Annotated in this window: 23 protein-coding genes, 1 other RNA gene and 1 pseudogene; 10 read left to right on the top strand and 15 right to left on the bottom strand. The window is 58.4% G+C overall.

Annotation, left to right across the window (positions count from 1 at the left end; genetic code table 11):
* Positions 1-89: 89 nt before the first annotated feature.
* Together GM154_RS13295 and GM154_RS13290 are read left to right on the top strand one after the other, a co-directional pair.
* Positions 90-4,802 (top strand): PAS domain S-box protein, encoded by a 4,713-nt coding sequence (locus GM154_RS13295; protein WP_219652501.1) that lies wholly within the window; start codon positions 90-92, stop codon positions 4,800-4,802.
* Between the two features lie 123 nt (positions 4,803-4,925).
* Positions 4,926-5,240 (top strand): DUF2388 domain-containing protein, encoded by a 315-nt coding sequence (locus GM154_RS13290; RefSeq protein WP_010796716.1) that lies wholly within the window; start codon positions 4,926-4,928, stop codon positions 5,238-5,240.
* 63 nt (positions 5,241-5,303) lie between these two features.
* Here GM154_RS13290 and gcvH read toward each other — a convergent pair whose 3' ends face one another.
* From gcvH to GM154_RS13250, 8 genes are all read right to left on the bottom strand, one after another.
* Entirely contained in the window at positions 5,304-5,684 is a 381-nt protein-coding gene (gene gcvH / locus GM154_RS13285) for a glycine cleavage system protein GcvH (protein ID WP_150348185.1), read from the bottom strand.
* 120 nt (positions 5,685-5,804) lie between these two features.
* Positions 5,805-6,887 (bottom strand): glycine cleavage system aminomethyltransferase GcvT, encoded by a 1,083-nt coding sequence (gcvT, locus tag GM154_RS13280; protein ID WP_219652500.1) that lies wholly within the window; start codon positions 6,885-6,887, stop codon positions 5,805-5,807.
* A 122-nt stretch (positions 6,888-7,009) separates the two neighbouring features.
* Positions 7,010-8,620, bottom strand: a complete 1,611-nt coding sequence (locus GM154_RS13275) for an iron ABC transporter permease (protein ID WP_219652499.1) — start codon at positions 8,618-8,620, stop codon at positions 7,010-7,012.
* 118 nt (positions 8,621-8,738) lie between these two features.
* On the bottom strand, positions 8,739-9,737 hold the full coding sequence (locus GM154_RS13270) for an extracellular solute-binding protein (RefSeq protein ID WP_219652498.1): 999 nt from the start codon (positions 9,735-9,737) through the stop codon (positions 8,739-8,741).
* A 94-nt stretch (positions 9,738-9,831) separates the two neighbouring features.
* Positions 9,832-11,055, bottom strand: coding sequence for a 2-octaprenyl-3-methyl-6-methoxy-1,4-benzoquinol hydroxylase (locus GM154_RS13265; protein ID WP_219652497.1), 1,224 nt, complete (start codon positions 11,053-11,055; stop codon positions 9,832-9,834).
* 48 nt (positions 11,056-11,103) lie between these two features.
* The gene (ubiH, locus tag GM154_RS13260) at positions 11,104-12,300 is read right to left on the bottom strand and encodes a 2-octaprenyl-6-methoxyphenyl hydroxylase (protein ID WP_219652496.1); all 1,197 of its coding nucleotides are present in this window, start codon (positions 12,298-12,300) and stop codon (positions 11,104-11,106) included.
* Between the two features lie 11 nt (positions 12,301-12,311).
* On the bottom strand, positions 12,312-13,661 hold the full coding sequence (pepP, locus tag GM154_RS13255) for a Xaa-Pro aminopeptidase (protein WP_125888640.1): 1,350 nt from the start codon (positions 13,659-13,661) through the stop codon (positions 12,312-12,314).
* A gap of 46 nt (positions 13,662-13,707) precedes the next feature.
* A complete protein-coding gene (locus GM154_RS13250; RefSeq protein WP_219652495.1) occupies positions 13,708-14,262 on the bottom strand; it encodes a UPF0149 family protein in 555 nt (184 codons plus the stop codon).
* 106 nt (positions 14,263-14,368) lie between these two features.
* Here GM154_RS13250 and GM154_RS13245 point away from each other — a divergent pair, with 106 nt between their 5' ends.
* The 4 genes from GM154_RS13245 (at position 14,369) to GM154_RS13230 (ending at position 15,728) form a co-directional block, all read left to right on the top strand.
* Positions 14,369-14,590, top strand: coding sequence for a TIGR02449 family protein (locus GM154_RS13245; RefSeq protein WP_010796707.1), 222 nt, complete (start codon positions 14,369-14,371; stop codon positions 14,588-14,590).
* Positions 14,587-14,898: a cell division protein ZapA gene (locus GM154_RS13240; protein WP_010796706.1), complete on the top strand. Its 312-nt coding sequence runs from the start codon at positions 14,587-14,589 to the stop codon at positions 14,896-14,898. The genes GM154_RS13245 and GM154_RS13240 overlap by 4 nt, the downstream gene beginning before the upstream one ends.
* Positions 14,899-14,926: 28 nt before the next feature.
* A non-coding RNA gene (gene ssrS / locus GM154_RS13235) (6S RNA) lies at positions 14,927-15,104 on the top strand.
* Positions 15,105-15,113: 9 nt separating this feature from the next.
* Positions 15,114-15,728, top strand: coding sequence for a 5-formyltetrahydrofolate cyclo-ligase (locus tag GM154_RS13230; RefSeq protein ID WP_219652494.1), 615 nt, complete (start codon positions 15,114-15,116; stop codon positions 15,726-15,728).
* Positions 15,729-15,778: 50 nt separating this feature from the next.
* Here GM154_RS13230 and GM154_RS13225 read toward each other — a convergent pair whose 3' ends face one another.
* Positions 15,779-15,922: a hypothetical protein gene (locus GM154_RS13225; protein WP_010796704.1), complete on the bottom strand. Its 144-nt coding sequence runs from the start codon at positions 15,920-15,922 to the stop codon at positions 15,779-15,781.
* Positions 15,923-16,095: 173 nt separating this feature from the next.
* Here GM154_RS13225 and GM154_RS13220 point away from each other — a divergent pair, with 173 nt between their 5' ends.
* The gene (locus tag GM154_RS13220) at positions 16,096-16,545 is read left to right on the top strand and encodes an EVE domain-containing protein (protein ID WP_260466395.1); all 450 of its coding nucleotides are present in this window, start codon (positions 16,096-16,098) and stop codon (positions 16,543-16,545) included.
* Position 16,546: 1 nt separating this feature from the next.
* On the opposite strand, the gene GM154_RS13215 is transcribed toward GM154_RS13220, so the two are convergent.
* Entirely contained in the window at positions 16,547-16,957 is a 411-nt protein-coding gene (locus GM154_RS13215; RefSeq protein ID WP_010796702.1) for a flagellar basal body-associated FliL family protein, read from the bottom strand.
* 261 nt (positions 16,958-17,218) lie between these two features.
* Here GM154_RS13215 and GM154_RS13210 point away from each other — a divergent pair, with 261 nt between their 5' ends.
* Positions 17,219-17,857, top strand: coding sequence for a YoaK family protein (locus GM154_RS13210; RefSeq protein ID WP_219652546.1), 639 nt, complete (start codon positions 17,219-17,221; stop codon positions 17,855-17,857).
* Positions 17,858-17,860: 3 nt separating this feature from the next.
* Here GM154_RS13210 and GM154_RS13205 read toward each other — a convergent pair whose 3' ends face one another.
* Positions 17,861-18,886, bottom strand: coding sequence for a DUF5924 family protein (locus GM154_RS13205; protein ID WP_219652493.1), 1,026 nt, complete (start codon positions 18,884-18,886; stop codon positions 17,861-17,863).
* Between the two features lie 284 nt (positions 18,887-19,170).
* Here GM154_RS13205 and glpT point away from each other — a divergent pair, with 284 nt between their 5' ends.
* A complete protein-coding gene (glpT, locus tag GM154_RS13200; protein ID WP_074821554.1) occupies positions 19,171-20,502 on the top strand; it encodes a glycerol-3-phosphate transporter in 1,332 nt (443 codons plus the stop codon).
* Positions 20,503-20,542: 40 nt separating this feature from the next.
* Here the strand turns inward: glpT and GM154_RS13195 are convergent, their stop codons facing one another.
* The 4 genes from GM154_RS13195 to trxA form a co-directional block, all read right to left on the bottom strand.
* Positions 20,543-21,523, bottom strand: coding sequence for a CDP-6-deoxy-delta-3,4-glucoseen reductase (locus GM154_RS13195; protein WP_219652492.1), 981 nt, complete (start codon positions 21,521-21,523; stop codon positions 20,543-20,545).
* A 135-nt stretch (positions 21,524-21,658) separates the two neighbouring features.
* Positions 21,659-23,125 carry a 4-hydroxy-3-polyprenylbenzoate decarboxylase gene (gene ubiD / locus GM154_RS13190; RefSeq protein WP_010796696.1) on the bottom strand — a complete coding sequence of 489 codons (1,467 nt, stop codon included), beginning with the start codon at positions 23,123-23,125 and terminating at the stop codon, positions 21,659-21,661.
* Positions 23,126-23,243: 118 nt separating this feature from the next.
* Complete coding sequence (rho, locus tag GM154_RS13185) at positions 23,244-24,503, bottom strand: transcription termination factor Rho (RefSeq protein WP_010796695.1); 1,260 nt, start codon at positions 24,501-24,503, stop codon at positions 23,244-23,246.
* A gap of 239 nt (positions 24,504-24,742) precedes the next feature.
* A complete protein-coding gene (trxA, locus tag GM154_RS13180; RefSeq protein ID WP_010796694.1) occupies positions 24,743-25,069 on the bottom strand; it encodes a thioredoxin TrxA in 327 nt (108 codons plus the stop codon).
* 380 nt (positions 25,070-25,449) lie between these two features.
* Here trxA and GM154_RS13175 point away from each other — a divergent pair.
* Positions 25,450-25,634: pseudogene (locus tag GM154_RS13175) on the top strand (amino acid ABC transporter ATP-binding protein); the annotation flags it as partial.
* Positions 25,635-25,647 lie beyond the last annotated feature (13 nt).

Raw genomic sequence — 25,647 nt, 5'->3', positions numbered from 1 at the left:
ATCACTGCATAATGAAGTGACGCAGAATGGAAATTCCCTGATGTTGTATATGGGTTTTATGGACGATGACGAATCATGCGGAGCCTGTGTTGAGTAATGCCCCCGTACTGCCAACAGGCTGGAGCGAACGCGAGCGACTCGCAGAGCTTGACCGTTACGATATCCTCGACGCCCCCTCCGAGCCCGCCTTTGACGATATCGTTCAGCTAGCCTCGCAGATCTGCCATGCGCCCATCGCTGTCATCAACCTGATTGCCGAGAATCGGGAATGGTTTCTGGCTGAAAAAGGCTTTGGCGTGCGGGAGATGCCTTTGCATCTCTCCATTTGCGCCAAAACCATTGAGCACCCAGGCCCGGTGGTGATTCCCGATCTACGTGGGGATGATCGCTTCGCCAGCAATCCGCTCGTCAAGACCGCAGACGGTCTGCGCTTCTATGCCGGCGTTCCGCTGGTGTCATCTGCCGGCATACCGCTTGGAACGCTGTGTGTGCTGGATTGGCAGCCTCGCGTTCTGACTGCAGCCCAGACGCAATCCCTTGAGGCACTTGGCCGGCAGGTCATGCAGCTCCTGGATCTGCGCCTGGTGAAGGCTGCGTACGAACGCAGCGAGTCGATGAACCGTCAGCTGATGCATAACCAGCCGGGTCAGGCACTGCTGATTCTGGATAACCAGGGGCGCATACTGGCCTGCAACCCTGGCGCCGAATCGGCCCTGGGTTGGGATGAGCATGAGTTGAGCGGACAGTCGCTGGAACTGCTCTTCACGGCCGAAGACCAAGCCCGCCAGCTTCCCCAGACCTTGCTGATCTACGCTCGGCAACAAGGGCATCATCAGGGCGAAGGGCTTTACCTGCGCAAGGACAAGCACATCCTGCAGGCCAGCTACAGTCTCCACGCCTTGCAGACCGAGCGGGACGAGACCAACGGATTCCTTCTGACCCTGCAGGACCTTACAGCTGAACGCCTGCAACAGCGGACAGCGGAGCAAAACGAAGCCCGTTACCGGGCTTTAATGGATGTCAGCCCACAGATCGTCTGGTTTGGTGACCGCCACGGTTTCATGGAATACACCAACCGCTATTGGTACACCTATACCGGCCTTGACCCGGACGACATGAATCCGGACAGCTGGATGCGCGCGGTCCACCCGGATCATATCCAGCGCGTCAAAAACACCTGGCGTGACACCATCCTTCGCCGTACAGCCGCCAAGATCGAGGCGCCCTTCCGTGCCGCAGACGGCCAATACCGCTGGTTTGAAGCGCGCGTCACCCCGGCGTTCAACGCAGCCGGCGAAATCGAGCGCTGGGTGGGCGTGGCGCTGGACATTGATGACCGCAAGCGGGCAGAAGCGGCGCGCCTTGAAAGCGAAGCCTTCACACGCCTCTTGATCGACTCGATCAGCGAAGGGTTCTACTCTGTAGATCAGCAGGGCAGGACCACACTGTGCAATGAGGCGTTCTTGCGCATGTTGGGCTTTGCTGACCGCAGCCAGGTTCTCGGGCGAGCCCTGCACGGCATCATCCACCACAGCCGTGCAGACGGGACGCCGCTCCCAGAAACCGAATGCCCGATTTTCCAAACAGCCAACACCGGCACGCCCCACCATATCGAGCAGGATTGGTTTTTCCGCCAGGACGGTAGCCGCTTCCCCGTCGAATACCGCTCCGAGCCCATCTGGCGTGACGGCGAGCTGCAGGGCGCCATCTGCACATTCATGGATATCAGCGAGCGGATTCGTACCCACGACCGCCAGCGCTTCCTGCTTGAACTGGGGGACCGCCTGCACGGCACCCTGACGCCTACCGACGTGGCCGACGCCCTGGGCCAAAGTCTGGGCAACGTACTGGGCGTACAGCGTATCGGCTATGCGCTGCTCGACCGCTTTGGCGCGCTTAATGCCGAGAGCAGCTGGAACGATAATAGTGTTACTCCAGAAATCGGCAGCTTTTCGCTCAGTGACTTCAGTGCGGATTTGAATGCCGACCTGATTAGCGGTGCGATTATCGTGGTAGACGATACGGCTACCGATCCACGTACTCATGCCCAGCGGGAAAATCTCGAACAATGGGCTATTCGCGCCATGATGCTGGTTCCCCAGCATGACAAGGGCCAGCTCAAGGGCGTGCTGTATGTCCACGCCAGCACCCCGCACAGTTGGTCGGCCGAAGATATTGCGCTGGTTCGCGAAGTGGCTGAACGCATCCGTGTAGTCGTCGAGCGTACCCGTGCTGCAGAAGACCTGCGGCTGGCTGAACAACGGATCAGCCTTGCCGTCGATGTCGCGGCGCTGGGTGTCTGGGATTACGATATCGACCGCGATGTGATCACCTGGGACAACCGAATCACCGAGATGACCGGTATTCCAGCCAGCGCCTCCCGCAGCGTGACCGATCTGCTCATCAACATTCTGCACCCGGAGGACAGCGAGAGCGTCCAGGCTATGTTCAGGACGGCTACCGCTGGCGATAGCGATAGCGAAGCACAATTGGAATTTCGCGTACGCGCCCATAGCAGCACCGAACCGGTCTGGCTAAGCGTGAGAGGCCGCCGAGTGACCGATCCGGATGGCACCCGCCGTATCATTGGCATTGCGCGAGACATCAGCAAGGAGCGCCGGAATGCCGATGCGCTCAACGCCATCAATCGCGAGCTCACTCGCCAGATTCAGGAGCGCACCGCTGCCGCCGAGCGACAAACGGCGCTGATCGAGCTGGGTGACGCCCTGCGTGAAGCAAGCGACACCGATGATATCGGCGGTATTGTCTCCCGCACCCTCGCGCACATCCTGAATGTTTCACGGGTTGGTTATGCCCAAGTCGAGCCTGACGGTGAAACAGCCGTTGTTACCCATGACTGGAGCCATAGTACAACTAGCCTGACCGGCACGTTCCATATTAGTGACTACGGCACCTACCTTGACGAACTGCAACGGGGCGAGGCTGTTGTGGTTCAGGATGTCGAGCAGGATCCGCGCACCCGGGACTATCAAGCCTTGTATGAGCCCAACGATGTTAGGGCCTTTGTCAGCGTCCCTCTGATCGAGCATGGCCGCTTTGCAGCCTATCTGTTCATCTGCGATAACCAGGTACGCTCCTGGTCCAATGAGGAAGTCAGCTTTTTGCGCGATATCGCCGATCGCGTCTGGGCGGCTATCGAGCGGGCTCACTCTGAACAGGCGCTCCGGCAGAGCGAGGCGCGCTTCCGGCTGATGGCGGACAACGCACCGGCCCTGATCTGGGCCGTAGATGCCGAAGGTAACACCCTCTTCGTCAACAGCCGCTACGAACGCGAGTATGGCCTTTCTTATGAAAGTGCCCGGGACGGTGGATGGACACGCATGATTTTCGAGGAAGACCGCGAACACTGCGTTGCCGAGTACCAGCAGGCCTTCGAAGCGCGTCAACTCTACCGCAGTGAAATACGGATGCGAGACATCCAAGGTGAGGTTCGCTGGTTACGCTGCGAGGCCGTCCCCCGCTTCGACGACAAAGGCGGGTTCCTGGGTTACATCGGCTGTAATGTCGACATTACCGAGGCACGTCTAGCAACCGATGCCCTGGAAGCCAAGATTGCCGAGCGTACGCAAGAGCTGGGCGAAAGCCATACACGACTCATTACGGAAATCTATGAGCGTGAACGTGCAGAAGAGGCCTTGCGCCAGTCCCAGAAGATGGAAGCCATCGGCCAGCTTACCGGTGGAATCGCACACGATTTCAATAATATGCTGACCGGAATCGTCGGAGCGCTCGATCTTATCCGCATGCGTGTCATCAGTGGCCGTACCGATGATCTGGATCGCTATATCAATGCCGCCACAGCTTCAGCCGACCGAGCCTCGGCGTTGACCCATCGGTTGCTGGCATTTGCCCGCCGTCAAACCCTGGATACGAAGCCGGTCAATCTGAACGAGCTTATCGATTCCCTGCGTGATCTGTTCGTCCGCACCGTAGGCGAGCAGATCAAAATCCGAACACACCTGGACACTGAGCTGTGGATGGCATTCAGCGATGCCCACCAGCTTGAAAATGCCTTGCTCAATCTGGTCATCAACGCGCGCGATGCTATGCCGGATGGCGGTGACCTGAGCATCGAGACCTCAAATGTTACCCTGGACGCCGAAACGGCACGACGTGAAACCATCGAACCGGGCGATTACATTCGTATCCAGGTCAAAGATACCGGCCAAGGCATGACACCCGAAGTCATGACCAAGGCATTCGAGCCGTTCTTTACCACCAAGCCCTCTGGACAAGGTACTGGGCTTGGTCTGGCAATGATCTACGGTTTTATCAAGCAATCCGGCGGAAACGTACGGATCGATAGTGAAGTGGGACGAGGAACAGCCATTACCTTGTTGTTGCCGCGCCACCTCGACCCTGTAATGGAAACTCTCGTGACCGAAACACCCCATGGAATGCCCCGCGCCCAGGAGGGCCAGACGGTACTGGTGGTCGAGGACGAGGCGGCGGTACGCATGATCGTACTCGAAGTGCTGTCCGAGCTTGGCTACACCGCCTTCGAGGCCGGCGATGCCGAACAGGCCATTCCTCTCCTCCAGAGCGACCAGCGAATCGATCTCCTGGTAAGTGATGTGGGGCTGCCCGGCATGAATGGCCGCCAGCTGGCAGAGGTGGCGCGCAAGCACCGACCGAATCTGAAAGTCCTGTTCATTACCGGTTATGCCAAGAATGCCGAGATCCGTAGCCAATTCCTAGGGAAGGATATGGACATGCTGACCAAGCCCTTCGATATCGATGCATTGGCCAGCAAGATCCACGAAATGATTCAGGCGCCCTAAAGCTAGAACCAAGTACCCGCTCGAAAGCCAAGCGGCTCACGTCCTTTGAAGGCACTTTGCCTTCAAAGGAACTCGTTTGGCCCGCGCCTTATCTAAAGGGAACCTTTAGAAGGAGATGTTGCTATGCGCCTCAAGAAGTTTGCATTGGTTCCCCTTGTACTGCTGCCGTTTGCTGCCGGATCTGCTATGGCCGATGCCAAATTCTGGCGTCATGTCGCCACCTCGGGAGCGACAACCGGCTCGACCTACCTGAGCAGCCGTGACGACCACAAGATGGTCATTGCAACCCAGGACGACGCCAGCGCCTTCCTCGCGAGCAATGGTGAAATTCGCGGTCCTTACCTGGAAGCCGCCCTGCGCGAAATGCGCAACGCAACGCCAGGAAGCTCCGCCAGCGATATCGACCTGGCGACCAAGATCCTGACGGCCCAGCAGTAAAACCATGCGGCCATGAAAAAGCCCCGCCGGAATCGCCCGGCGGGGCTTTTTCTTTGAATGGGATCAGTCGTTAGCGGCGCTATAGGCGTCGGCATCCATCAGCTTGTCCAGCTCAGCCGTATCGCTGGGCTTGAGCTTGAAGAACCACGCCGTGTAGGCGTCGGTATTGACTTGCTCAGGCGCATCAGCCAGCGCCTCGTTTACAGCGATGACTTCACCGGAAACTGGTGCATAGATATCCGATGCCGCCTTTACCGATTCCACAACGCCTGCTTCCTGACCAGCCGCCAGTGTTTTGCCAACTTCAGGCAGCTCGATGAACACCACATCACCCAACGCCTCCTGGGCATGGTCGGTAATGCCGACCGTGATAGTGCCATCGCTTTCCTGGCGGGCCCACTCGTGACTGGATGCATAGCGAAGTTCAGCGGGAATCGTGCTCATGTTCGGCTCCTTGTAAGGCAATCGGCTAATCGTTATAGCCCAAGCGTAGCGTGTCGAATGGTCTGCTCGCCACGCCTGACGTGAAAAAAGCGCAAAATAGCCGATTACCTGTCAACGTGCTCAAATAAGTGTCTTGCCAAAACGTACAAAACACGGCTTGACCACACGCACCGGCAGCCATTTCCCACGAATCTCGACCTCAGCCCGGTCTCCTGTCTCTACCGGTACTCGGGCCAGCGCAATGGACTTGCCCAGGGTAGGCGCATAGCTGCCGCTGGTGATCTCGCCTTCGCCACAACCGGCGATACGTACCACCTGATGCGCGCGCAACACACCTCGCTCCTCCAGTACCAGGCCGACCAGCCGTGAGCGGGGTCCGGCATCACGCTCTTCCTCAAGGGCCTTGCGGCCAATGAAATCACGTCCTTCCGGTGCCCAGGCAATGGTCCAGTCCAGATTGGAGGCCAGAGGAGAGACATGCTCATCCATCTCATGACCATACAAGTTCAAACCGGCTTCCAGGCGTAACGTATCGCGCGCCCCCAACCCCACCGGCCCGATTCCGGCCCCTACTAGCTCATTCATAAAACTGACGACTTCATCCGCAGGCAGGATGATCTCCAGTCCGTCCTCGCCGGTATAGCCGGTCCGGGCAATGAACCATTGCCCCTCCAGCATGGCCTGGAACGGCTTGAGTGAGCGAATCAGCTCGGCGCGTTCCGGCGAGACTACATCCGCAACTTTTTCACGGGCCTCTGGACCTTGAATGGCCAGGATAGCCAGCTTCGGGCGGGGCGTGAGAGTAACGGCGTACCCCTCGGACTGCACGTCCAGCCAAATGAGCACCTTTTCGCGGGTCGAAGCATTGGTAACCAGTCGATAGCCCTGTTCGAGGCGATACAGGATCAGATCGTCCACCACGCCGCCATGGGCGTTGAGCATGATGGAGTACAGCGCCTTGCCCGGCGCGGAAAGACGCGCCACGTCACCGACCAGCAGGCGGGAGAGATAACTTTCAGCCTGCGCACCGTCGATATCGACAATGGTCATATGGGAGACATCGAACACACCACAGTCACGCCGCACCTGATGATGCTCTTCGACTTGCGATCCATAGTGCAGCGGCATATCCCAGCCACCGAAATCCACAAGCTTGGCGCCCAGGGCCACATGCAAGTCGTAAAGCGGGGTGCGCTGTCCCATGGGGATCTCCTTGTTGTCCGGCTGGCTGCAGCGGCCGGCATTGTAGTCGTTCGAGATGACAAGCGGGCGTTTGAATTTCTCCCGTCTGTCTTGATGGCAGACACAGACCGCGGCAGACGCGATCAGTGCCGTGCCGAACGACGAATCAGTCCAATGACCGGCAACAACCCTACCAGGACCAGCGTAAGAGCCGGCAGCGCCGCACGCGCCCATTCGCCTTCACTGGTCATCTCGAAGATCCGTACAGCCAGTGTATCCCAGCCGAACGGGCGCATTAGCAGCGTGGCGGGCATCTCTTTGAGTACATCCACGAAGACCAACAAGGCAGCCGACAGCGCTCCTGGCGTCAGCAGTGGAACATACACACGAAGGAACAGCCCCAGTCCGCCGATACCCAGACTCCGGGAAGCCTCCGGCAACGACCGCCGGATACGCGCCAGAGCGGATTCCAGCGGCCCGTAAGCGACTGCCAGAAAGCGGATCAGATAAGCCAGCAGCAGCGCACCCAGACTCCCCAGCAGAAGCGGCTTGCCCGCACCGCCCAGCCATTGAGACGTCGGCACGATCAGCTCACGGTCCAGCAGACTGAATGCCAGCATGATAGCCACCGCCAGTACCGAGCCCGGCAGTGCATAGCCCAGGTTGGCGAGCCCGATAGCGGAGCGAACCGTGCGGCGCGGCGCCTGACGACGAGCAAACACCAGCAGCAACCCTACGCCTACGGCCAGCAGCGCGGCAATCAGCCCCAGCCCTAGGCTATGCAGGATCAAACCGACATAGCGCTCATCCAGATCGAACCGGCCACGCTGCCAGAACCAGACGACCAGCTGCACGACCGGAACGGCAAAGGCGCAGGCAAAAACAAGGCTGCACCAGCCCGTGGCAAAGATTGCCTTCCAGCCTGTCAGTCGATACAGCGCGCCGCTACGAGCCCGCTCATTGGCGGGCCGGGCTACGCCACGCAGCCTGCGCTCTCCCAGCAGCACCACACCGACCCCAAGCAGGAGCAGACTGGCCAGCTGGGCCGCGCTGGAGAGGCTGAAAAAGCCATACCACGTCTTGTAGATTGCCGTGGTGAACGTGTCGAAATTGAATACCGAAACGGCACCGAAATCGGCCAGCGTTTCCATGATGGCCAATGCCAGACCAGCACCAATGGCCGGCCAGGCCATTGGCAAGGCAATCCGCCAGAAGGCCTGCCAGGGCGAAAGCCCCAGTGTGCGGGCCGCCTCTGTAAGCCCTCTGCCCTGCGCCAGAAAGGCGCTGCGGGCCAAAAGATATACGTAGGGATAGAACACCAGCACCAGGACGACGATGACACCGCCCGTCGATCGCACTGGTGGAAACCGCAGACGCATGTGAAACAGCTCGCGCAGAAAGCTCTGTACGGGACCGGAAAAATCCAGCAGCCCCACGAACACAAACGCCAATACATAGGCCGGGATCGCAAAGGGCAACATTAGGGCCCAATCCAGCCAACGTCGGCCTGGAAACTCGCAAAGGCTGGTCAGCCAGGCCAGGCTTACCCCCAACAGTGTGACGCCCACCCCAACGCCAATCAGAAGCATCACGGTATTGCTTAGCAGGCGGGGCAGCTGCGTACTCCACAGGTGCGACCAGATCTCGGTATCGATGTGCTGCCAGCTAAGCAGGAGCACGCACAGTGGCATGAGCACCAGACCTGCTGCCATGAAAGCAATGACATACCAGCGGCGAGCAGCGAAATGAGACACGGGGTATACCTGAAAGCAGTCCAAGGGCGCGCGGTCTAGGCATCGCCTCAGGACGGTATGGCAGTAGATTCGTAACTGACAGGACTGGGCGCACCGCGTGATAGCGGTGCGCTGGATATCAATTCCAGCCGACGCGGTCCATCATCTTGATGGCTTCCGCCTGACGCCGCCCTGCGACCTCGACAGGAATCGTATCGGCCTTGAACTGGCCCCAGCTGGCAACCTCTGCCGAAGCCGGTACGCTCGGGTTGGCCGGGTACTCCTGGTTGATACCAGCAAACAGCGCCTGGGCATCAGGGCCGGTCATCCATTCGACCAGCGCCTTGGCGGCAGCGGGATGGGGAGCATGCTGCGTCAGGCCTACACCCGACAGATTCACGTGCACGCCACGGTCGTCTTGGTTGGGCCAGAACAGCTTCACGCCCAAATCAGGGTTCTGCTTGTGCATTCGACCGTAGTAATAGGTATTCACGATACCCACATCGCACTGCCCTGCATCGATAGCCTGCAACACGGCGTTATCGTCCGGGAAAACGCTGGTAGACAGGTTGCGTACCCAGCCCGCCAGGATTTCTTCAGTCTTGGCGGCGCCATGGGCTTCGATCAGGGTAGCCGTCAGCGACTGGTTGTATACCTTCTTGGCGGTGCGTAGACACAGGCGGCCCTCCCATTCCGGGCCAGCCAAGGCTTCATAGGTACTCAGCTCGTCTTCGGAAACGCGGTCCGGTGCATATGCAATGGTGCGCGCCCGGAGCGTGAGCCCCGTCCAGCGCCCCGTCGAGGAGCGGTACTGTGATGGAATGTTCTGGTCAATGATGGCCGACTGCATCGGTTGCAGAATACCCATCTGCTCGGCCTGCCAGAGGTTGCCAGCATCGACGGTGATCAGCAGATCGGCTGGCGTGTTGGCACCCTCTGCCTTGATCCTGGCCATCAGGGGCGCTTCCTTGTCGGTGATGAACTTGACGCTTACGCCGGTCTGCTGGGTATAGGCATCAAACACAGGCTTGATCAGCTCATCGATTCGCGATGAGTAGACCACCACCTCATCAGCCGCCTGGGTGACCCCAGCCGTTAGCCACACTGCGCACGCAGCAACCACTTTGCGAAACGGCATGTAAAGCACCTCCGTGAAAGACAGGTGCAAATGATAAAGACTCTCGCTTATCGAGCCGTCTCAACAAATGTGTCGAGTTGTGTCATTACCCTCATCAGACACGGGCCAGTGTCGGCAGATCGCCGGTCTGGCCCAATGCCTGACGGACAAAGACAGCCTTCGCCTCAAAGTGATCGTTGACCAGCTTGAGGCCGGTGTTACGCAGCCAGCGCACGGCCAGACTGTCGTTCTGGAACAGGCGCTGAAAGCCTTCCATCGCGCCCATCATGGCAAGGTTATGCGGCATGCGACGACGCTCATAGCGGCTCAGCACGCGCACATCGGCCAAATGTTCGCCCCGCTTGTGCGCGTGCAGCAGGACCTCAGCCAGCACAGCGGCGTCCAGAAAGCCCAGGTTCACCCCCTGCCCGGCCAACGGATGAATGACGTGGGCGGCATCGCCAATCAGAGCCAGCCCCGGCTCGACATAACGCTTGGCATGGCGCTGGCGCAGCGGAATACAGACGCGCGGATCGGACTGCTCGATCGCGCCTAGTCGGTTTTCAAATGCACGACCCAATGCGGCGCAGAATGCATTGTCGTCCATCGCCATCAACCGCTCGCTTTCCTTGGGCGTGCAGGACCAGACGATTGAGCACCAATGTAAGTCCCCCTCGCGATCCAGAGGCAGGAACGCCAGCGGGCCATCGTCTGTAAAGCGTTGCCAGGCGGTTTTCTGGTGGGGATGCGCGCAGCGGACACTGGTCACGATGGCATTATGCAGATAATCCCACTCCCGCGTCTCGACACCGGCCAGACGCCGTACCGCCGAGTGGGCACCATCCGCCGCAATGACCAGCGAGGTGCGGACGGCCTGCCCGCCAGCCAACTGAATCAGCCAATCGTCACCAGAATGACGCAACAGCTCCATGCGGGCGTCAGGCATCAGCTGGACACTAGAGGCCTGCAGACGCTCCATCAGCGCATCCTGAATGACACGGTTTTCAATGATATGTCCCAGCACATCGGCATGAACGCTACTGGCGGTAAAATCAATGGCACCGGTGCCTGAGCCGTCCCACACATGCATGCGTCGATAGGGACTGGTACGGCGGGAGGCAATACCCTCCCAGGCCCCGAGGTTCTGCAGGATACGCCGGCTGGCTTCGGACAAGGCACTGACACGCGCCTCAAAGGGCTGGATGGAGTCGAAGGGCTTTACCGTCATCGGACCGCGGTCCAGGAGGAGCACCTTCAGGCCGCTGCCCTCCAATGCCAGCGCCAGGGCGCTACCCACCATGCCGGCACCGACAATCGCGATGTCTACTTGGGTTTCCACGGTCAAAGCTCCTTTGCAGCGGTTATAGATCTAACAGGACAGAAATGATCAAAACAGGGCATGGGCCGGGCGTGTCCCGAGTCCCATTGCCTGACGGGCAAACGTCCCCTTTGCAGAGGGCCATAGTTCCAGGCCGATCAGCCCGGCATTACGCCCCGCCGCCAGCCACGGATTGCCATTGGAAAACAGCCGCGTTACCTGGTCGGAGAAACCGATGGTCAGGTGCTGATCAAGACGCTGACCCTCCAGGTACTGTTGCAAGGTTGCAAAGTCACCGGGCTTGGCTTCGCTGTTTTCCAGTGCTTCAGCCAACGCGGACACATCCCGTAGCGACAGGTTGAAACCCTGTCCGGCGATCGGATGCAGACTATGGGCGGCATTGCCCAGCACCACAAGGTGCGGCCTTACCTGCTCCTGCGACTTGATCAGGGTCAGCGGATAACTGTGGCGTACACCTACCTGCCGGAATGTGCCCAGTCGATAGCCGAAAGCCTGTTGCAGCTCAGCCAGAAACGATCGCTCATCGATCGCGGCCAGCCGTTCTGCATCAGCCTGCGGGCGGGTCCAGATCAGGGCGCAGCGGTTTTCAGGCAGCGGCAGCAGGGCCAGCGGCCCGGTATCGGTAAAGCGCTCGAAGGCCCAGCCCTGATGCGGATCACCCGGGGTGATGTTGGCAATCAGGGCCGTCTGGTCATAGGTCGTCTGTTCCATATGAATACTCAGCTGCTCGCGCAGCGCCGAGCGGCCGCCATCGGCCAGAACCGCCAGATCGCAGGTCAGCTCACTGTCATCGTCCAGAGTCAGCGTATAGCCTTCCGGCCCTGCAACCAGACGACGAACCTCGGCAGGACAACGCCATTCGATGATGTCACGATCCAGAGCGTGCCACAGGCAATGCCCCAGCCAGGCATTCTCGATGACGTAGCCCAACGCATCGACGCGCTGCTCGGCAGCATCCAGGCGAGCTGCACCAAAGCGTCCACGATCCGAGACATGGATGTGTTTGATCGCTTCGGCGCGCTCGGCCAGGGCCTTCCATACGCCCAGCCGTTCGTAAATCAGACGCGAGCCATAGGACAGCGCCGAGGAGCGGGCATCATAGCTGGGCTGAAAGGCATCACCCGGCGCGAAGGGCTCGACCATCACGATCTTCCAACCTCGCGCCCTTGCCAGCTCCTGAAGCGACAGGGCCAGGCTGGCGCCTACCAATCCGCCACCAATGATTGCCACCGTGCAGCGCTGCATGTCTTCTCTCCTTACACGGCCGCGTCGGACGCCGAAGCGCCACGGGCATCAGCCATCAATCGTTCAATCTCATCGACCGCCTTGGGTACATGGCGGCTCAAAATTTCGCAGCCGTGGCGGTTGACCACGACATCATCCTCGATACGGACGCCAATGCCCCGCCATTTCTTCGCTACGCGTAGATTGTCTGACGCCACGTAAATGCCCGGCTCAACCGTCATGGTCATGCCCGGCTCCAGCATCCGCCACTGATCACCGATGCGATAGTCGCCAACGTCGTGTACATCGAGCCCCAGCCAGTGTCCGGCCCGATGCATGTAAAAATCACGATACGCGCCCTCTTCGATCAGGGTATTGATCTCACCCCGTAACAGGCCAAGATCGACCAGCCCTTCCGTAATGATGCGGACCGTGACCTCATGGGCCTCGTCCCAATGGCGGCCCGGCGCAATGCAGGCAAAAGCCGCCTCGTTGGCTGCCAGCACGATCTCGTAGATAGCCTTCTGTTCAGGCGAAAACCGACCATTGACTGGAAAGGTACGGGTAATGTCACTGGCATAGCAGTCGATCTCGCAGCCGGCGTCGATCAACACCAGATCGCCGTCCTTGAGCAGCGCGTCGTTCTGCTGGTAGTGCATGATACAGGCGTTGCGGCCGGAAGCGACGATGGAACCGTAGGCTGGCATCCGCGCCCCGCCCTTGCGAAACGCATAATCAAGCTCCGCCTCCAGATGATACTCCCTGAGCCCCGGCCGACAGGCCTGCATGGCACGAATATGAGCATCACCCGACACACTTGCCGCCTCACGCATAACCTTGATCTCAGCCGCGGTCTTGAAGAGACGGGCTTCATGCAGGAGAGGATCAAGTGCAATCAGCTCCTTGGGTGGCTGTGCCCCCTGGTTGGCCTTGGCGCGGATCAGGTTGATCCAGTCCAGTAACTGGCGATCGAAATCCGGGTTTGAGCCCATGGCGTAATAGACCCGCTCCCGCCCTTCGATTAGCCCCGGCAGGATGTCGTGGATGTCGCTGATGGGAAAGGCATCGTCAGCCCCGTATTGACGAATCGCGCCTTCCTGACCGGCGCGCGGGCCCGTCCACATCTCCTGGACAGGATCCTTCTCCCGGCAGAACAGCACGTACTCACCGTGTTCCCGCCCCGGAATCAACGCCATGACGGCATCCGGCTCGGGAAAGCCGGTCAGGTATTGAAAGTCGCTGTCCTGACGGTAGGCATATTCAATATCGCGGTTACGCACACGCACAGGCGCGGCGGGCAATATCGCAATACTGCCCGCCGCCATCTCGGCCATGAGCGCTCGACGCCGACGGGCGAATTCGGCCTTCGGAATGCGGATCATGCGAACTCCTTAACGGAAAGCTCGCCCTCGCCCGCCGGGTCAATCCTCAATGGATTGAAGGCTTGGGTGCAGGCGAAGGATTCTTGCCGTACTCGCTATAAAGAATGGCAGGTGCCACACGAAGATACTCGGTGACCTCCATGTAATCGTTTTCGCCCTCCTCGGACTCCTCGAGCGTGTCCTGCACCTGCGCGATGGCGGCAAGATCCTGCAAAACTTCTTTGGCTTCGTTGGACAGCTCCGCCGTACGACTGGCCAGCCCAAAGCCGGACAGGAAGCCCTGGCACCATTGCGCCATAGCGGCCAGGCGCTCCTTGAGCGGCGCTTCGTCGGTTGGCAGGAGCAGCACGATGGCCACTTCGTTGGTGGCAAATTCCTGCTGTACCATGCCCAGAAGCCCTATCAATGCTGACTTCAGGCGGTCACTTGGCGCCCCGCCCAGGAGGTCGGTAGCGGCAACGAGCCAGTCGGATTCGTCAAACCCGGCGCCGGCGCAGATACGGCCCATCAGATGGCCATGAAGCTCGGCCGGGGAGACAGGAAGAGCCGCTTCGCTCAATAATTGTGTGAACGCGGCGTATGCAGATGATGTACTCGTCATGGATGGCTATGGTCGTTAGTCGACGTGATGGCTAGAATGAACCTTGTATCCTACGCGTTGACCTTGTTACCGGCCAACCTTGTATAGCTCGGAGCAGCAGCCATCCATGCGCGAGTCCTCGATCGAAAACGATCTCCAAGTACTGACCGATAAAATTGAGCAACTGCTCGAACACATCGAACAGCTTAGGAAAGAGAATCGCCAGCTGCGCGCCCATGAGCGTGGCTGGCGAGAAGAACGCGCCAAGCTAATCGAAAAGAACGATTTGGCTCGACATAAGGTCGAAGCGATGATTTTACGCCTGAAAGCCCTGGAGCAGGACTCATGAGCACCGACACCGTCACCGTCCACATCCTCGACAAGGACTACTGCATCAGCTGTCCACCGGACGAGCGCGCCAATCTTGAAACCACTGCGCGCTACCTCGACGGCAAGATGCGAGAAATCCGTGCCAGCGGCAAAGTGATTGGCGCCGACCGCATTGCGGTCATGGCAGCCCTTAACATCACTCACGACCTGCTGCACCGCCAGGATGGCGTGAACTTCGAAGTCAGCAGCACGCGCGAGCGCGTTCGCGACCTGCTGGACCGTGTCGACCGGGCTCTGACGACAGAGCAGGACGAACGGGGGGTTTGATTCTCGTGGCGAAGGGGTATACTGGACACACTCTCTGGTGTGTTTGCCAGTCGGTCATGTCCCTGAGCCGATAAGCAACACCACGGGGGTCGCTCGCTGGGCTTGTGTGCATGTCCGCACGCCGGAAAGCCTAATGGCCCACGACTTCTCCCACCTTGAACTCTCGGGTTCAAGGGCTACACCGGCAGCGGCATTCCGGGGAGCTACCTTCACTCATGATCAAAACTTCTGATCATTCTCGTCCGGCCCTGCGCCGAATCCTGCGTCAGAAACGTCGGGCATTGAGCCCTACCGAGCAAAAGCAGGCTGCTCGACAGCTGCATCGTCAGCTCAGCCATCATCCCTTGTTTCGCCGTGCCCGGCAGATTGCCTTTTATCTTCCCAATGACGGTGAAATCGACCCGCGTCCGCTGCTTCGAACAGCCCAGCGCCGCGGCAAGGCCACCTTCCTGCCTGTATTGAGCCGTTGGCCAGCCACACGTATGCATTTTCAGCGTGTCCGCCCCCACGAGCGCTGGGTGCGCAATCGCTTCAGGATCGTCGAACCCAGACCGAATCGGGTACAGCAGCGCAAACCCTGGACACTCGATCTGATTCTGATGCCATTGGTAGGATTTGACGCACAGGGCGGTCGCCTGGGTATGGGTGGCGGCTTTTATGATCGGAGCCTGGCTTATCTCAAACGTCGCATCGCCTGGCGCTCACCTAAATTGTTAGGATTGGCCCACGAATGTCAGAAGGTGGATCAGCTGGCCTTGGCCAGTTGGGATGTGCCGATGAAGGCAACCGTGACGGATAAGGGATGGTACGGGAAGGAAGAGAAGGCCTGAACCCTGCGCCAGACTACAACGCAGGGTATTCCACAGCGTGTTGCGAAGATTCAGCGGGACACTTGCTGAATCACATGAGCGGACGGTGAATTGTCCTGCTGCTTTTCCCAGAGACTTTGGGTATAGCCTGTCGTCACAACGCCCAAGCTAAACAGCGCGACCAGTACCCAAAGCAAGTCCGGCTTGCGTTTCATCTATGTGCCTACCCCTTCATTGGCATAATTAACGACACCGCCGACCTGTTTATATGCCAGGCCGTACGGCTACTCAAAAACCGCGGCATTCTGCGCTAACCAGTTTTCTGACGCAAACATTGCGTCAACCAACCGTCAGAAAATCCAGAACCGTTTTGCCAGGAGCAATCTTCGTGCCTTATTGGCTGATGAAATCGGAACCCGATGAGTTTTCCATCCATGATTTGCAACGTCTCGGCAGTGGGCGCTGGGATGGCGTTCGTAACTATCAGGCACGCAACTTCATGCGGGCCATGGCTGCCGGGGACCTCTTCCTGTTCTACCACTCCAGCTGCCCCGAACCAGGCGTAGCCGGCATTGGCCGCATAGAAAATGATCCCTTTCCTGATCCGACCGCGCTGGATCCGAAAAGCCCATACCATTCGTCGAAAGCCACCCTGGAGAAAAATCCCTGGATCGCCCGCGACGTCAGTATTGTCGAGGTATTCGATCAGGTCATTTCACTGGCGCGTCTGCGCGAGGTGGCTGCCCTGAGCAGTTTTGCATTGCTGCAAAAGGGCAGCCGCCTGTCAGTCATGCCAGTAACTGACGAAGAATGGCAGGCCATCCTGGCCTGCCGATGACTTAGGGCTGAACGATCAGGTTGTTGAACAACAGGTCCTCGACCATTGGTTTGCCTTCTTCGCCATTGATGATGTCCTGGACCTGCTTGAGCGCCGCCTGACGCAGCGCTTCACGGGCGTCGGCACCGGTCAGGGTCTCATCGGTCTGCTGCTCGAACAGCATGATGAGCTGATTGCGGATCAAGGGCTCATGAAAGGACACGCGCGCCGAGTCTTCCTTACTCATCGTCATCAGGGCAATATCGGCTTTGTAGTACTTGAGCTTTGGACCAGAGCCGTAATTACCGACCAGCGCGGGCGTCAGGTTGATGTAGTTAGGTTGCGGGGCGCCCTCTTCGGCCTCCTTTTTTTCCTCCGCCCAGGCTGGCAGAGCGAGTGAGAAAGCAAGTACGAACGCAAGCAGGGCTTTCACGGGGCAATTCCTCGAACAAAAAGAGTGGTGCATAGCCAACCGATAGCTATGCCTGTCACAGCTTATCGACTAAACGGTGCATTTCTGAAGCCATAGGATTCAGATGGGCAGCCACCCGAATATGACAGACTATAAAGACAGTCTCTTTAGTCGTCGCGGACAGGTTCCGCCCAGGATGGCGCCTTGAAACAACAGGATAGCACCCGCCTCACGCTTGACCTTTCATCAGCAGATGCTCACACCCAACCTCTCCACCTGAGCATGCATCGGCATCGCCGTGTAGGACTGGTACTGGTTGCCGCCTTGTCGATTCTGGCTGGCATGACAGATGCCATTGGCTTCTTGTCGGCTGGTGACTACGTATCCTTCATGAGCGGCAATACGACGCGACTGGCCGTAGCCGTTGCCTTGGGCGACAGCACCACCCTCTTGCGGCTGCTTCTTATTATCGGCCTTTTTATCCTCGGCAATGCACTCGGTATTGTCGTGGTGCGCGTGAGCGGCCGTCGGGCGCTGCCTCTCCTGCTGCTGACATCGGCCTTGTTGGCCGCGGCGGCGGGCTGGTCCACCGGCGGTCTTCCTGGTTCAGTCTTGCTACCTCTGGTAGCCGCCGTGCTCGCCATGGGCATGATCAACGCCGCCGTGGAACAGGTGAACAGGCAGTCCATTGGGCTGACCTATGTTACGGGTGCACTTTCACGACTGGGACGAGGCCTGGGACGCTGGCTGATGCAAGCGATTCCGTGGGGCGGCATGCTAGGCGGCGCCATAATGGGCGCATGGCTCCAATACCACCTTGGCTTCAAGGCTCTCTTTATCAGCAGCGCTTGGGCGGCTCTGATCGGCCTGGCATCCCTGTGGATTCCCAGGCGTTGGCAGTTGCATTACATGCCCAAATAGCCGTTAGGGCGTTACCTCGAAGCGCAAGGTGCCGATCATCTGCCCGTCCTCGGTTATGATCTGTACCTGCCATCGGCCAGCCACATCACTCGGGAAGTTCTGCTTGTGTGTCCAGGCACGGTAGCCAGCCTCGCGGCCTCCGCTGATCTCGAGTGGGATACGGTCGACCTCATCCCCATTATGCAGCCAGACATGGTAAATCCGCTCACTCAGCCCACGGGGCGCGTTGATGGCCGTATAGGCATAGAGACCTTGTGAACGCAGCTGGGCGGCACCGATTTCCTTCAGACTCTTACCCGGTTCGCGCTTGAGGTTGTCAAAACTGCTGGTAACCGCCACATCGGTCAGCCACAGCGTGGCGGGCGGCACCCAGGTACGCAGTACCCATCCTAGGCCTCCCACCATCAGGCTCAGACCAAGCACGACAGGCCATTGCCACAGGCGTCGGATCGAGAGCGCCACAAGAATGCTTGGAAACGACAACAACACCGCCACGCCTAATGCCAGCCGGTAGCTCTGCGTGGTGGTCAGCTGCAGGATGATGGGCAGGGACGTAAGCAGAACGGCAAACAACGTCAGCGTGTGATAGCCCAGAAAGATCCAGCGCCGGCTCGACAGCGCTTTGTAGTACAGTTGGTCGACAATCGATACGACAGCCATAGCGGCCAGCAGGCCGGTAAAGATGGCCTGTCCGCTGTTCCAGGTGGTTGTGACAAACAGGAACGGCAGGACAAAGAACAGGCTTTCCTGATGAATCATCTGGGTTGCGTAGCGAAACAGCCCAGGGGGCAGGTTCCAGCCAAACCGCCTAGTCACCCACTGACGCAGCACGTTCTCAACCATCAGCCATAACCAGCTGGCCAACATTACGATGGCCATTACCTTGGCAAAGCCATGCTGGCGATCAACCAGCAGAAAGCTGCACACACCCGAAACAAAGCCTGCCAGGGCAATCAGGCGTGGATAACGGTTGATCAGGACGGTAGCGAGATCAACCAGACGTGATACGTAGCGCTTCCAGGTGGGCATAACGATCAGAACACAGGCGGTTATGGTTGAGACCCATCACGTGCGGTCAAGTGCGGTCCGGCGGGGCAGCATACGCATCCCCTTATAAAACGCCAACCGCGTTCAGTTCACACGTCACAACCTGTGACTGAACGGGCATTAGGACCTGTACGTTCGGAAAACAACATTTTGCGAGCGTTTATTTTCGTTTATCGCACAGCGGTATCGGTCATTTTTCTGAAATGAAACTGTAATATTTGCCCTGCACGTCTCTTCTCATAAAAACAACGATCTTCGGAGCTCAAATGCTTGGTATTTTTCGTCCGGCCCCGCATACGGCGCGCCTGCCTTCCGATCGCATCGATCCTGCTTACAAACGCCTGCGCTGGCAGATCTTTGCCGGTATCTTCATCGGTTATGCCGGGTATTACCTGCTGCGCAAAAACTTTTCTCTGGCGATGCCCTACCTGGTAGAGGAAGGCTACAGCCGAGGAGAGCTGGGTATTGCGTTATCGGCCGTTGCCATCGCCTATGGTCTTTCCAAATTCCTCATGGGCATGGTGTCCGACCGCTCGAATCCCCGCTACTTTCTGCCCTTCGGCCTGCTGGTCTCGGCGGGTGTGATGTTCATTTTCGGTTTCGCACATTGGGCAACCTCAAGCGTGACCATCATGTTCATCCTGCTGTTCATCAATGGTTGGGCGCAAGGGATGGGCTGGCCACCCAGCGGGCGAACCATGGTGCATTGGTGGTCCCAGAAGGAACGCGGTGGCGTGGTCTCGGTCTGGAACGTTGCCCATAACGTAGGCGGTGGTCTGATTGGCCCGCTGTTTCTGCTGGGGCTCGGCTGGTTCAACGATTGGCACTCAGCCTTCTACGTTCCGGCGGCTGTAGCGCTGGGTGTTGCAGTTTTCGCGTTCCTGACCATGCGCGATACGCCGCAGTCCTGTGGGTTGCCACCTATCGAGGAATACAAGCAGGACTACCCGGAAGGCTACGACGAGAGCCATGAACGCGAATTCAGTACAAAGGAAATCTTTGTCAAATACGTGCTGAAAAACCGCATGCTCTGGTACATCGCACTGGCCAACGTATTCGTCTATCTGCTGCGTTACGGCGTGCTGGATTGGGCGCCTACCTACCTGAAGGAAGCCAAGCATTTCACGGTAGACAAATCATCCTGGGCGTACTTTCTGTATGAGTGGGCCGGTATTCCCGGCACGCTGCTGTGCGGCTGGCTATCGGACAAACTGTTCAAGGGCAATCGTGGCGCCACCGGTGTAGTGTTCATGGCTCTGGTGGCAGTCGGCACCGTGGTTTACTGGCTCAACCCGCCAGGAAATCCCATGGTCGATATGTTCGCGCTGATCGCCATTGGCTTTCTGATCTACGGCCCGGTGATGCTGATCGGTTTGCAGGCCCTGGAGCTGGTGCCCAAGAAAGCCGCCGGGACAGCTGCCGGCTTTACCGGCCTATTCGGCTACCTGGGGGGCTCGGTAGCCGCCAACGCACTGGTTGGCTACACGGTGGACCTGTACGGCTGGGACGGCGGTTTCATGCTGCTGGTCGCGTCATGCGTATTGGCCATTGTGTTCCTGGCCTTGACGCTGCGCCATAAAAACCCGGTATTGAGTTAAGGTAGCGGACCGATCCAGCTACGGACTGGATCGGTCCGGCTTACAACCCCAGCGCCTCTCTTGGCGCGTAGGCGAACACGTCGGCCCGCATTTGGTGAGGATCCATCCCACCTTCGACCAGCGCATCCAATGTGGCATAAACCATGGCAGGCGACCCACTGGCATACACGTGCAGTGACTTCAGATCGGCGAAGTCCTCTCGCACCGCTTCATGCAGAAGGCCACAACGTCCCTCCCATCCACACAGGTCACTCACTACCTTGTTCAAGTGAAGACGGGGGTCCTGCTCCCACTCCTCCCAATGGGGTAATGCATAGAAGTCATTGGGATGACGCACGCCCCAATACAGGTGCAGGGGTTGATCGAAGCCGCGCGCGCGGCAATCCTCGATAAGGCTGTGCATTTGTGCCATTCCCGTTCCGGCCGCGATCAGAACAAGCGGGCCTGGAGGCAGATCGGCCAGATGCGCATCGCCAAAAGGCAGCTGGACGCGCACCATGCGTTCTCGCTCAAGCTGCTGAATAATTGCCTGACTGCTCTCTTCACGCGTCAGAATATGCAACTCCAGCTCACGCCCCTGATGCGGTGCGGATGCCAGCGAAAAGGCCGACTGCTTGCCATCGTCCCGCTCAAGCATCAGGTATTGTCCAGCGTGATAGCGCGGGGGCTTGCCTGCTGGAGCCAGCAGCCGGACACGGCGTACATCTCCGCCCACCTCCTCACATGCCAGGGCCTGACAGGCAAAGGTGCCTACTGGAAGCTCGCCCGGCGCCAACACTCCATCCCAATGCAACTCGCATGTTTCGAGCGGCTCGGCCAGGCAGACGAAAATCTCACCGTGGTCGATGACATCGTTCTGCTGCCTGACCCGCCCTTCGATCAACAAGGCTGCACAGACATGGCAATTACCGTTGCGGCAGCTGTGCGGACACTCATACCCCAGCCTGCGTGCCGCATCCAGGATACGCTCGCCAGGTAACGTCTCGAGTACCGCCCCAGAGGGACGTAACGTGACCTTCATCTCAGGACGCCTTGTGAATGGAAGTGGATGTCTGGGGATAGCTCTGCACGAATCCCATGCCTGCAAATTCCTCTGTATGCATAGGATTCGACGCACAATGTGCGCAACTTATCCCCGCCGGGCCAACAGTATCCATCAATCGATCCCCAGGCTGGACCAGATCTCATCGACCCGCTTGACCACGGCTTCGTCCTTGACGATAGCCCGCCCCCACTCCCGATTGGTCTCTCCGGGCCACTTGTTGGTGGCATCCAACCCCATCTTCGAGCCCAGGCCCGAAATCGGCGAAGCGAAATCCAGATAGTCGATAGGCGTGTTGTCGATCATCACGGTGTCGCGCTTGGGGTCCATGCGGGTCGTGATAGCCCAGATCACATCGTTCCAGTCCCGAGCGTTGATGTCATCATCGGTCACGATCACAAACTTGGTGTACATAAACTGGCGCAGGAAGCTCCAGACGCCCAGCATCACCCGCTTGGCATGGCCGGGGTACTGCTTTTTCATGGTCACTACCGCCATACGGTAGGAGCATCCTTCAGGCGGCAGGTAGAAATCGACGATCTCGGGAAATTGCTTTTGCAGGATCGGCACGAACACTTCGTTCAATGCCACACCAAGAATGGCCGGCTCATCCGGCGGACGTCCGGTATAGGTACTGTGGTAGATCGCGTCACGGCGGCGAGTGATACGCTCGACGGTAAACACTGGGAAGCGGTCTACTTCATTGTAATAGCCGGTATGGTCACCGTAAGGCCCCTCATCAGCCATCTCGCCGGGATAGATGAAGCCTTCCAGAATGATCTCGGCGCTGGCCGGTACCTGTAGGTCACTGCCGATGCATTTCACCAGCTCGGTACGGCTGCCACGCAGAAGGCCAGCAAATGCATATTCGGACAGCGTATCCGGAACCGGCGTAACAGCGCCCAGAATCGTTGCCGGATCTGCACCCAGGGCTACCGCCACGGGATAGGGCTTGCCTGGATACTTGGCGCACCATTCACGAAAATCCAGGGCGCCGCCACGATGGCTAAGCCAGCGCATGATGACCTTGTTGCGACCAATGACCTGCTGACGGTAGATACCCAGGTTCTGCCGTTCCTTGTTCGGTCCTTTGGTAACGGTCAGGCCCCAGGTGATCAACGGACCGACATCGCCCGGCCAGCAATGCTGGATCGGCAAGCGGGACAGATCAACCGCCTCGCCCTCTTCGATCACCTCATGGCAAGGGGCGTCCTTCATCACCTTGGGCGCCATGCTGATGACCTTCTTGTAGATCGGCAGCTTTGACCAGGCATCCTTCAGTCCCTTGGGCGGCTCCGGCTCCTTCAGAAATGCCAGCAGCTTGCCAATCTCGCGCAGTTCACCGACATCTTCTGCACCCATGCCCATCGCAACCCGCTCAGGTGTGCCAAACAGGTTGCCTAGCACAGGCATGTCGTATCCGGTCGGATTTTCGAACAGCAGAGCCGGCCCCTTGCGACGCAAGGTACGGTCACACACTTCGGTCATTTCGAGGTTGGGCGAGACGGGGGTCTGGATGCGCTTCAGCTCGCCACGCTGTTCCAGGCCGCGGATGAAGTCGCGAAGGTCGCGGTATTGCATAGCGGGAGGTATCTCGGCAGAGAATGAAGCGGAAAGTGTACCGCTCCTGGCCCCCTTTTCGAAAATGAAAAGCCTGCCCGGAATGTAAAAAGGCCGGGAAACCCCGGCCTTTTCAGTCTTACTTGCGCTTCATCGAGTCGAAGAACTCGTCGTTGGTCTTGGTCTGACGCAACTTATCGAGCAGGAACTCGATGGCACCGATCTCTTCCATCGGATGCAGGATCTTGCGCAGAATCCAGATACGCTGCAGCTCTTCCTCACCGGTCAGCAACTCTTCGCGGCGGGTGCCGGAACGGTTGATGTTGATGGCGGGGAATACGCGCTTCTCGGAGATCTTGCGATCCAGCTGAAGTTCCATGTTACCGGTACCCTTGAATTCTTCGTAGATGACTTCGTCCATCTTCGAGCCGGTATCGACCAGAGCTGTTGCCAGAATGGTCAGGCTACCGCCTTCTTCGATGTTACGTGCCGCACCGAAGAAACGCTTGGGCTTTTCGAGCGCATGGGCGTCCACACCACCGGTCAGTACCTTGCCGGAGCTCGGGATCACGGTGTTGTAGGCACGTGCCAGACGGGTAATGGAGTCCAACAGGATCACCACGTCTTTCTTGTGCTCGACCAGACGCTTGGCCTTCTCGATTACCATTTCAGCAACCTGTACGTGGCGGGTTGGCGGCTCGTCAAAGGTGGACGCCACTACTTCGCCGCGCACGGTACGCTGCATTTCGGTTACTTCTTCCGGGCGCTCGTCGATCAACAGAACGATCAGGTGGCACTCGGGGTTGTTACGGGTGATGTTGCTGGCGATGTTCTGCAGCATCAGCGTCTTGCCCGCTTTCGGCGGAGCGACGATCAGACCACGCTGGCCCTTGCCAATCGGCGCACACAGGTCGATCACTCGGCCGGTGAGGTCTTCGGTGGAACCATTACCGGCTTCCATCGTCAGGCGCTTGTTGGGGAACAGCGGCGTCAGGTTTTCGAACAGGATCTTGTTCTTCGCATTCTCGGGTCGATCATAGTTGATGGTATCGACCTTGAGCAGCGCGAAGTAACGCTCGCCTTCTTTCGGCGGGCGAATCTTGCCGATGATGGTATCACCGGTGCGCAGATTGAAACGGCGGATCTGACTGGGAGAGACGTAGATATCGTCGGGGCCGGCCAGGTAGGAGGAGTCCGCACTACGCAGGAAGCCGAAGCCATCCTGCAGAATCTCCAGCACGCCATCACCGGAAATCTCTTCACCGCTTTTTGCGTGTTTTTTCAGCAGAGAGAAAATCACGTCCTGCTTGCGGGAGCGAGCCATGTTTTCCAGGCCCATGGCTTCCGCCATTTCCAACAGTTCCGTGATTGGCTTTTGCTTGAGTTCGGTAAGGTTCATAGACGTTGCTAACTGAGAAAAGGAGGGAGTAAGAATCTTTTTGGCTTGAGAGGCCTCGCCGCGGCTAACGACAGAATCGCGTTGGTTATTCTAGTAAGAGAATCGGCGAAGGCATGCAGAGGGCGACACGCGTTTGTGTCGTTGCGAGATCGAATGTAGCACCCTGCTAGACAGGACGTCTAGTGCTAAATAACAAAAAGCCCCGCTAAACGCAGGGCCTTTGATCGAGAGCAATAAAATCAGATATTGCTATCGAGGAATGCCGCCAGCTGGGATTTGGACAACGCACCCACCTTGGTGGCTTCAACGGAGCCGTTCTTGAACAGCATCAGCGTCGGGATACCGCGTACGCCATACTTCGGCGGGGTGTCCTGGTTTTCATCAATGTTGAGTTTGCAAACCTTCAGCTTGCCCTGATAGTCCTTGGCGATTTCATCCAGAACCGGCGCAATCATTTTGCAGGGACCACACCATTCGGCCCAGTAGTCGACCAGCACGGGACCGTCAGCCTTGAGCACGTCCTGCTCGAAGCTGGCATCGCTGACGTTGGTGATGTATTCGCTCATGGACTTTCTCCGAATTCGGAAACGACAAAAAAGAACGACCACTATAGCCCTGCCAGCGCTTAACAGGAAGGCACAAGCCATTAAGTCTCTTTATTGGGACAGCTAAAGCCTCTCAATTACACCATTTGGCAGACCGCCGGAAAATCAGCGGGCTGCCTGTACGAATACGCCTTGTTTTGCCCTTCTTAGTGAAGCTGCGCACTAGAACGGAGCAGCATGCCTCATCCGCATGGTCTCAATATCGACACGGCACAGCGGGTGCCGAGAAGCTGGATACCAGACTCGTGCTGGTGCCAATAACCAGCACCAATCGTATTCCTTTTAAAATCAAGGCAAGGTTGATTAAGTGATTTTCAGCCTAGGCAAGAATCTTTAGCAGGAAGCAGCGGGTCCAGGATGGCATGACACTGATCATGATGCCTCATGAGACGCGCTTTGCCGCCAAGTGGGCGATGTACAGGTGTTCATGCATCAAGGCAAGGTGCATGAACTGAGCAATCCCAAGAAATTATCCGCCAACCCCGGGACGCCGGAGCTGGCACAGTTCATCGGTTCGGTTCATTGATCCAGGCCACAGC

It is taken from the genome of Pseudomonas sp. MAG002Y, assembly GCF_019400845.1.
GTDB lineage: Bacteria > Pseudomonadota > Gammaproteobacteria > Pseudomonadales > Pseudomonadaceae > Chryseomonas > Chryseomonas luteola.
The sequence above is the reverse complement of the archived record's forward strand: the minus strand, read 5'-3'. Positions and strand labels throughout refer to the sequence as shown.

Coding starts and splice junctions, on each gene's coding strand:
- ubiD (WP_010796696.1), bottom strand. CDS start 23,125: ATGCAATACCGCGACCTTCGCGACTTCATCCGCGGCCTGGAACAGCGT.
- GM154_RS13230 (WP_219652494.1), top strand. CDS start 15,114: ATGATCAAAACTTCTGATCATTCTCGTCCGGCCCTGCGCCGAATCCTG.
- GM154_RS13270 (WP_219652498.1), bottom strand. CDS start 9,737: ATGCCGTTTCGCAAAGTGGTTGCTGCGTGCGCAGTGTGGCTAACGGCT.
- GM154_RS13250 (WP_219652495.1), bottom strand. CDS start 14,262: ATGACGAGTACATCATCTGCATACGCCGCGTTCACACAATTATTGAGC.
- rho (WP_010796695.1), bottom strand. CDS start 24,503: ATGAACCTTACCGAACTCAAGCAAAAGCCAATCACGGAACTGTTGGAA.
- glpT (WP_074821554.1), top strand. CDS start 19,171: ATGCTTGGTATTTTTCGTCCGGCCCCGCATACGGCGCGCCTGCCTTCC.
- GM154_RS13205 (WP_219652493.1), bottom strand. CDS start 18,886: ATGCCCACCTGGAAGCGCTACGTATCACGTCTGGTTGATCTCGCTACC.
- GM154_RS13240 (WP_010796706.1), top strand. CDS start 14,587: ATGAGCACCGACACCGTCACCGTCCACATCCTCGACAAGGACTACTGC.
- GM154_RS13245 (WP_010796707.1), top strand. CDS start 14,369: ATGCGCGAGTCCTCGATCGAAAACGATCTCCAAGTACTGACCGATAAA.
- ubiH (WP_219652496.1), bottom strand. CDS start 12,300: ATGCAGCGCTGCACGGTGGCAATCATTGGTGGCGGATTGGTAGGCGCC.
- GM154_RS13225 (WP_010796704.1), bottom strand. CDS start 15,922: ATGAAACGCAAGCCGGACTTGCTTTGGGTACTGGTCGCGCTGTTTAGC.
- trxA (WP_010796694.1), bottom strand. CDS start 25,069: ATGAGCGAATACATCACCAACGTCAGCGATGCCAGCTTCGAGCAGGAC.
- GM154_RS13290 (WP_010796716.1), top strand. CDS start 4,926: ATGCGCCTCAAGAAGTTTGCATTGGTTCCCCTTGTACTGCTGCCGTTT.
- GM154_RS13195 (WP_219652492.1), bottom strand. CDS start 21,523: ATGAAGGTCACGTTACGTCCCTCTGGGGCGGTACTCGAGACGTTACCT.
- pepP (WP_125888640.1), bottom strand. CDS start 13,661: ATGATCCGCATTCCGAAGGCCGAATTCGCCCGTCGGCGTCGAGCGCTC.
- GM154_RS13210 (WP_219652546.1), top strand. CDS start 17,219: ATGCATCGGCATCGCCGTGTAGGACTGGTACTGGTTGCCGCCTTGTCG.
- gcvT (WP_219652500.1), bottom strand. CDS start 6,887: ATGGGACAGCGCACCCCGCTTTACGACTTGCATGTGGCCCTGGGCGCC.
- gcvH (WP_150348185.1), bottom strand. CDS start 5,684: ATGAGCACGATTCCCGCTGAACTTCGCTATGCATCCAGTCACGAGTGG.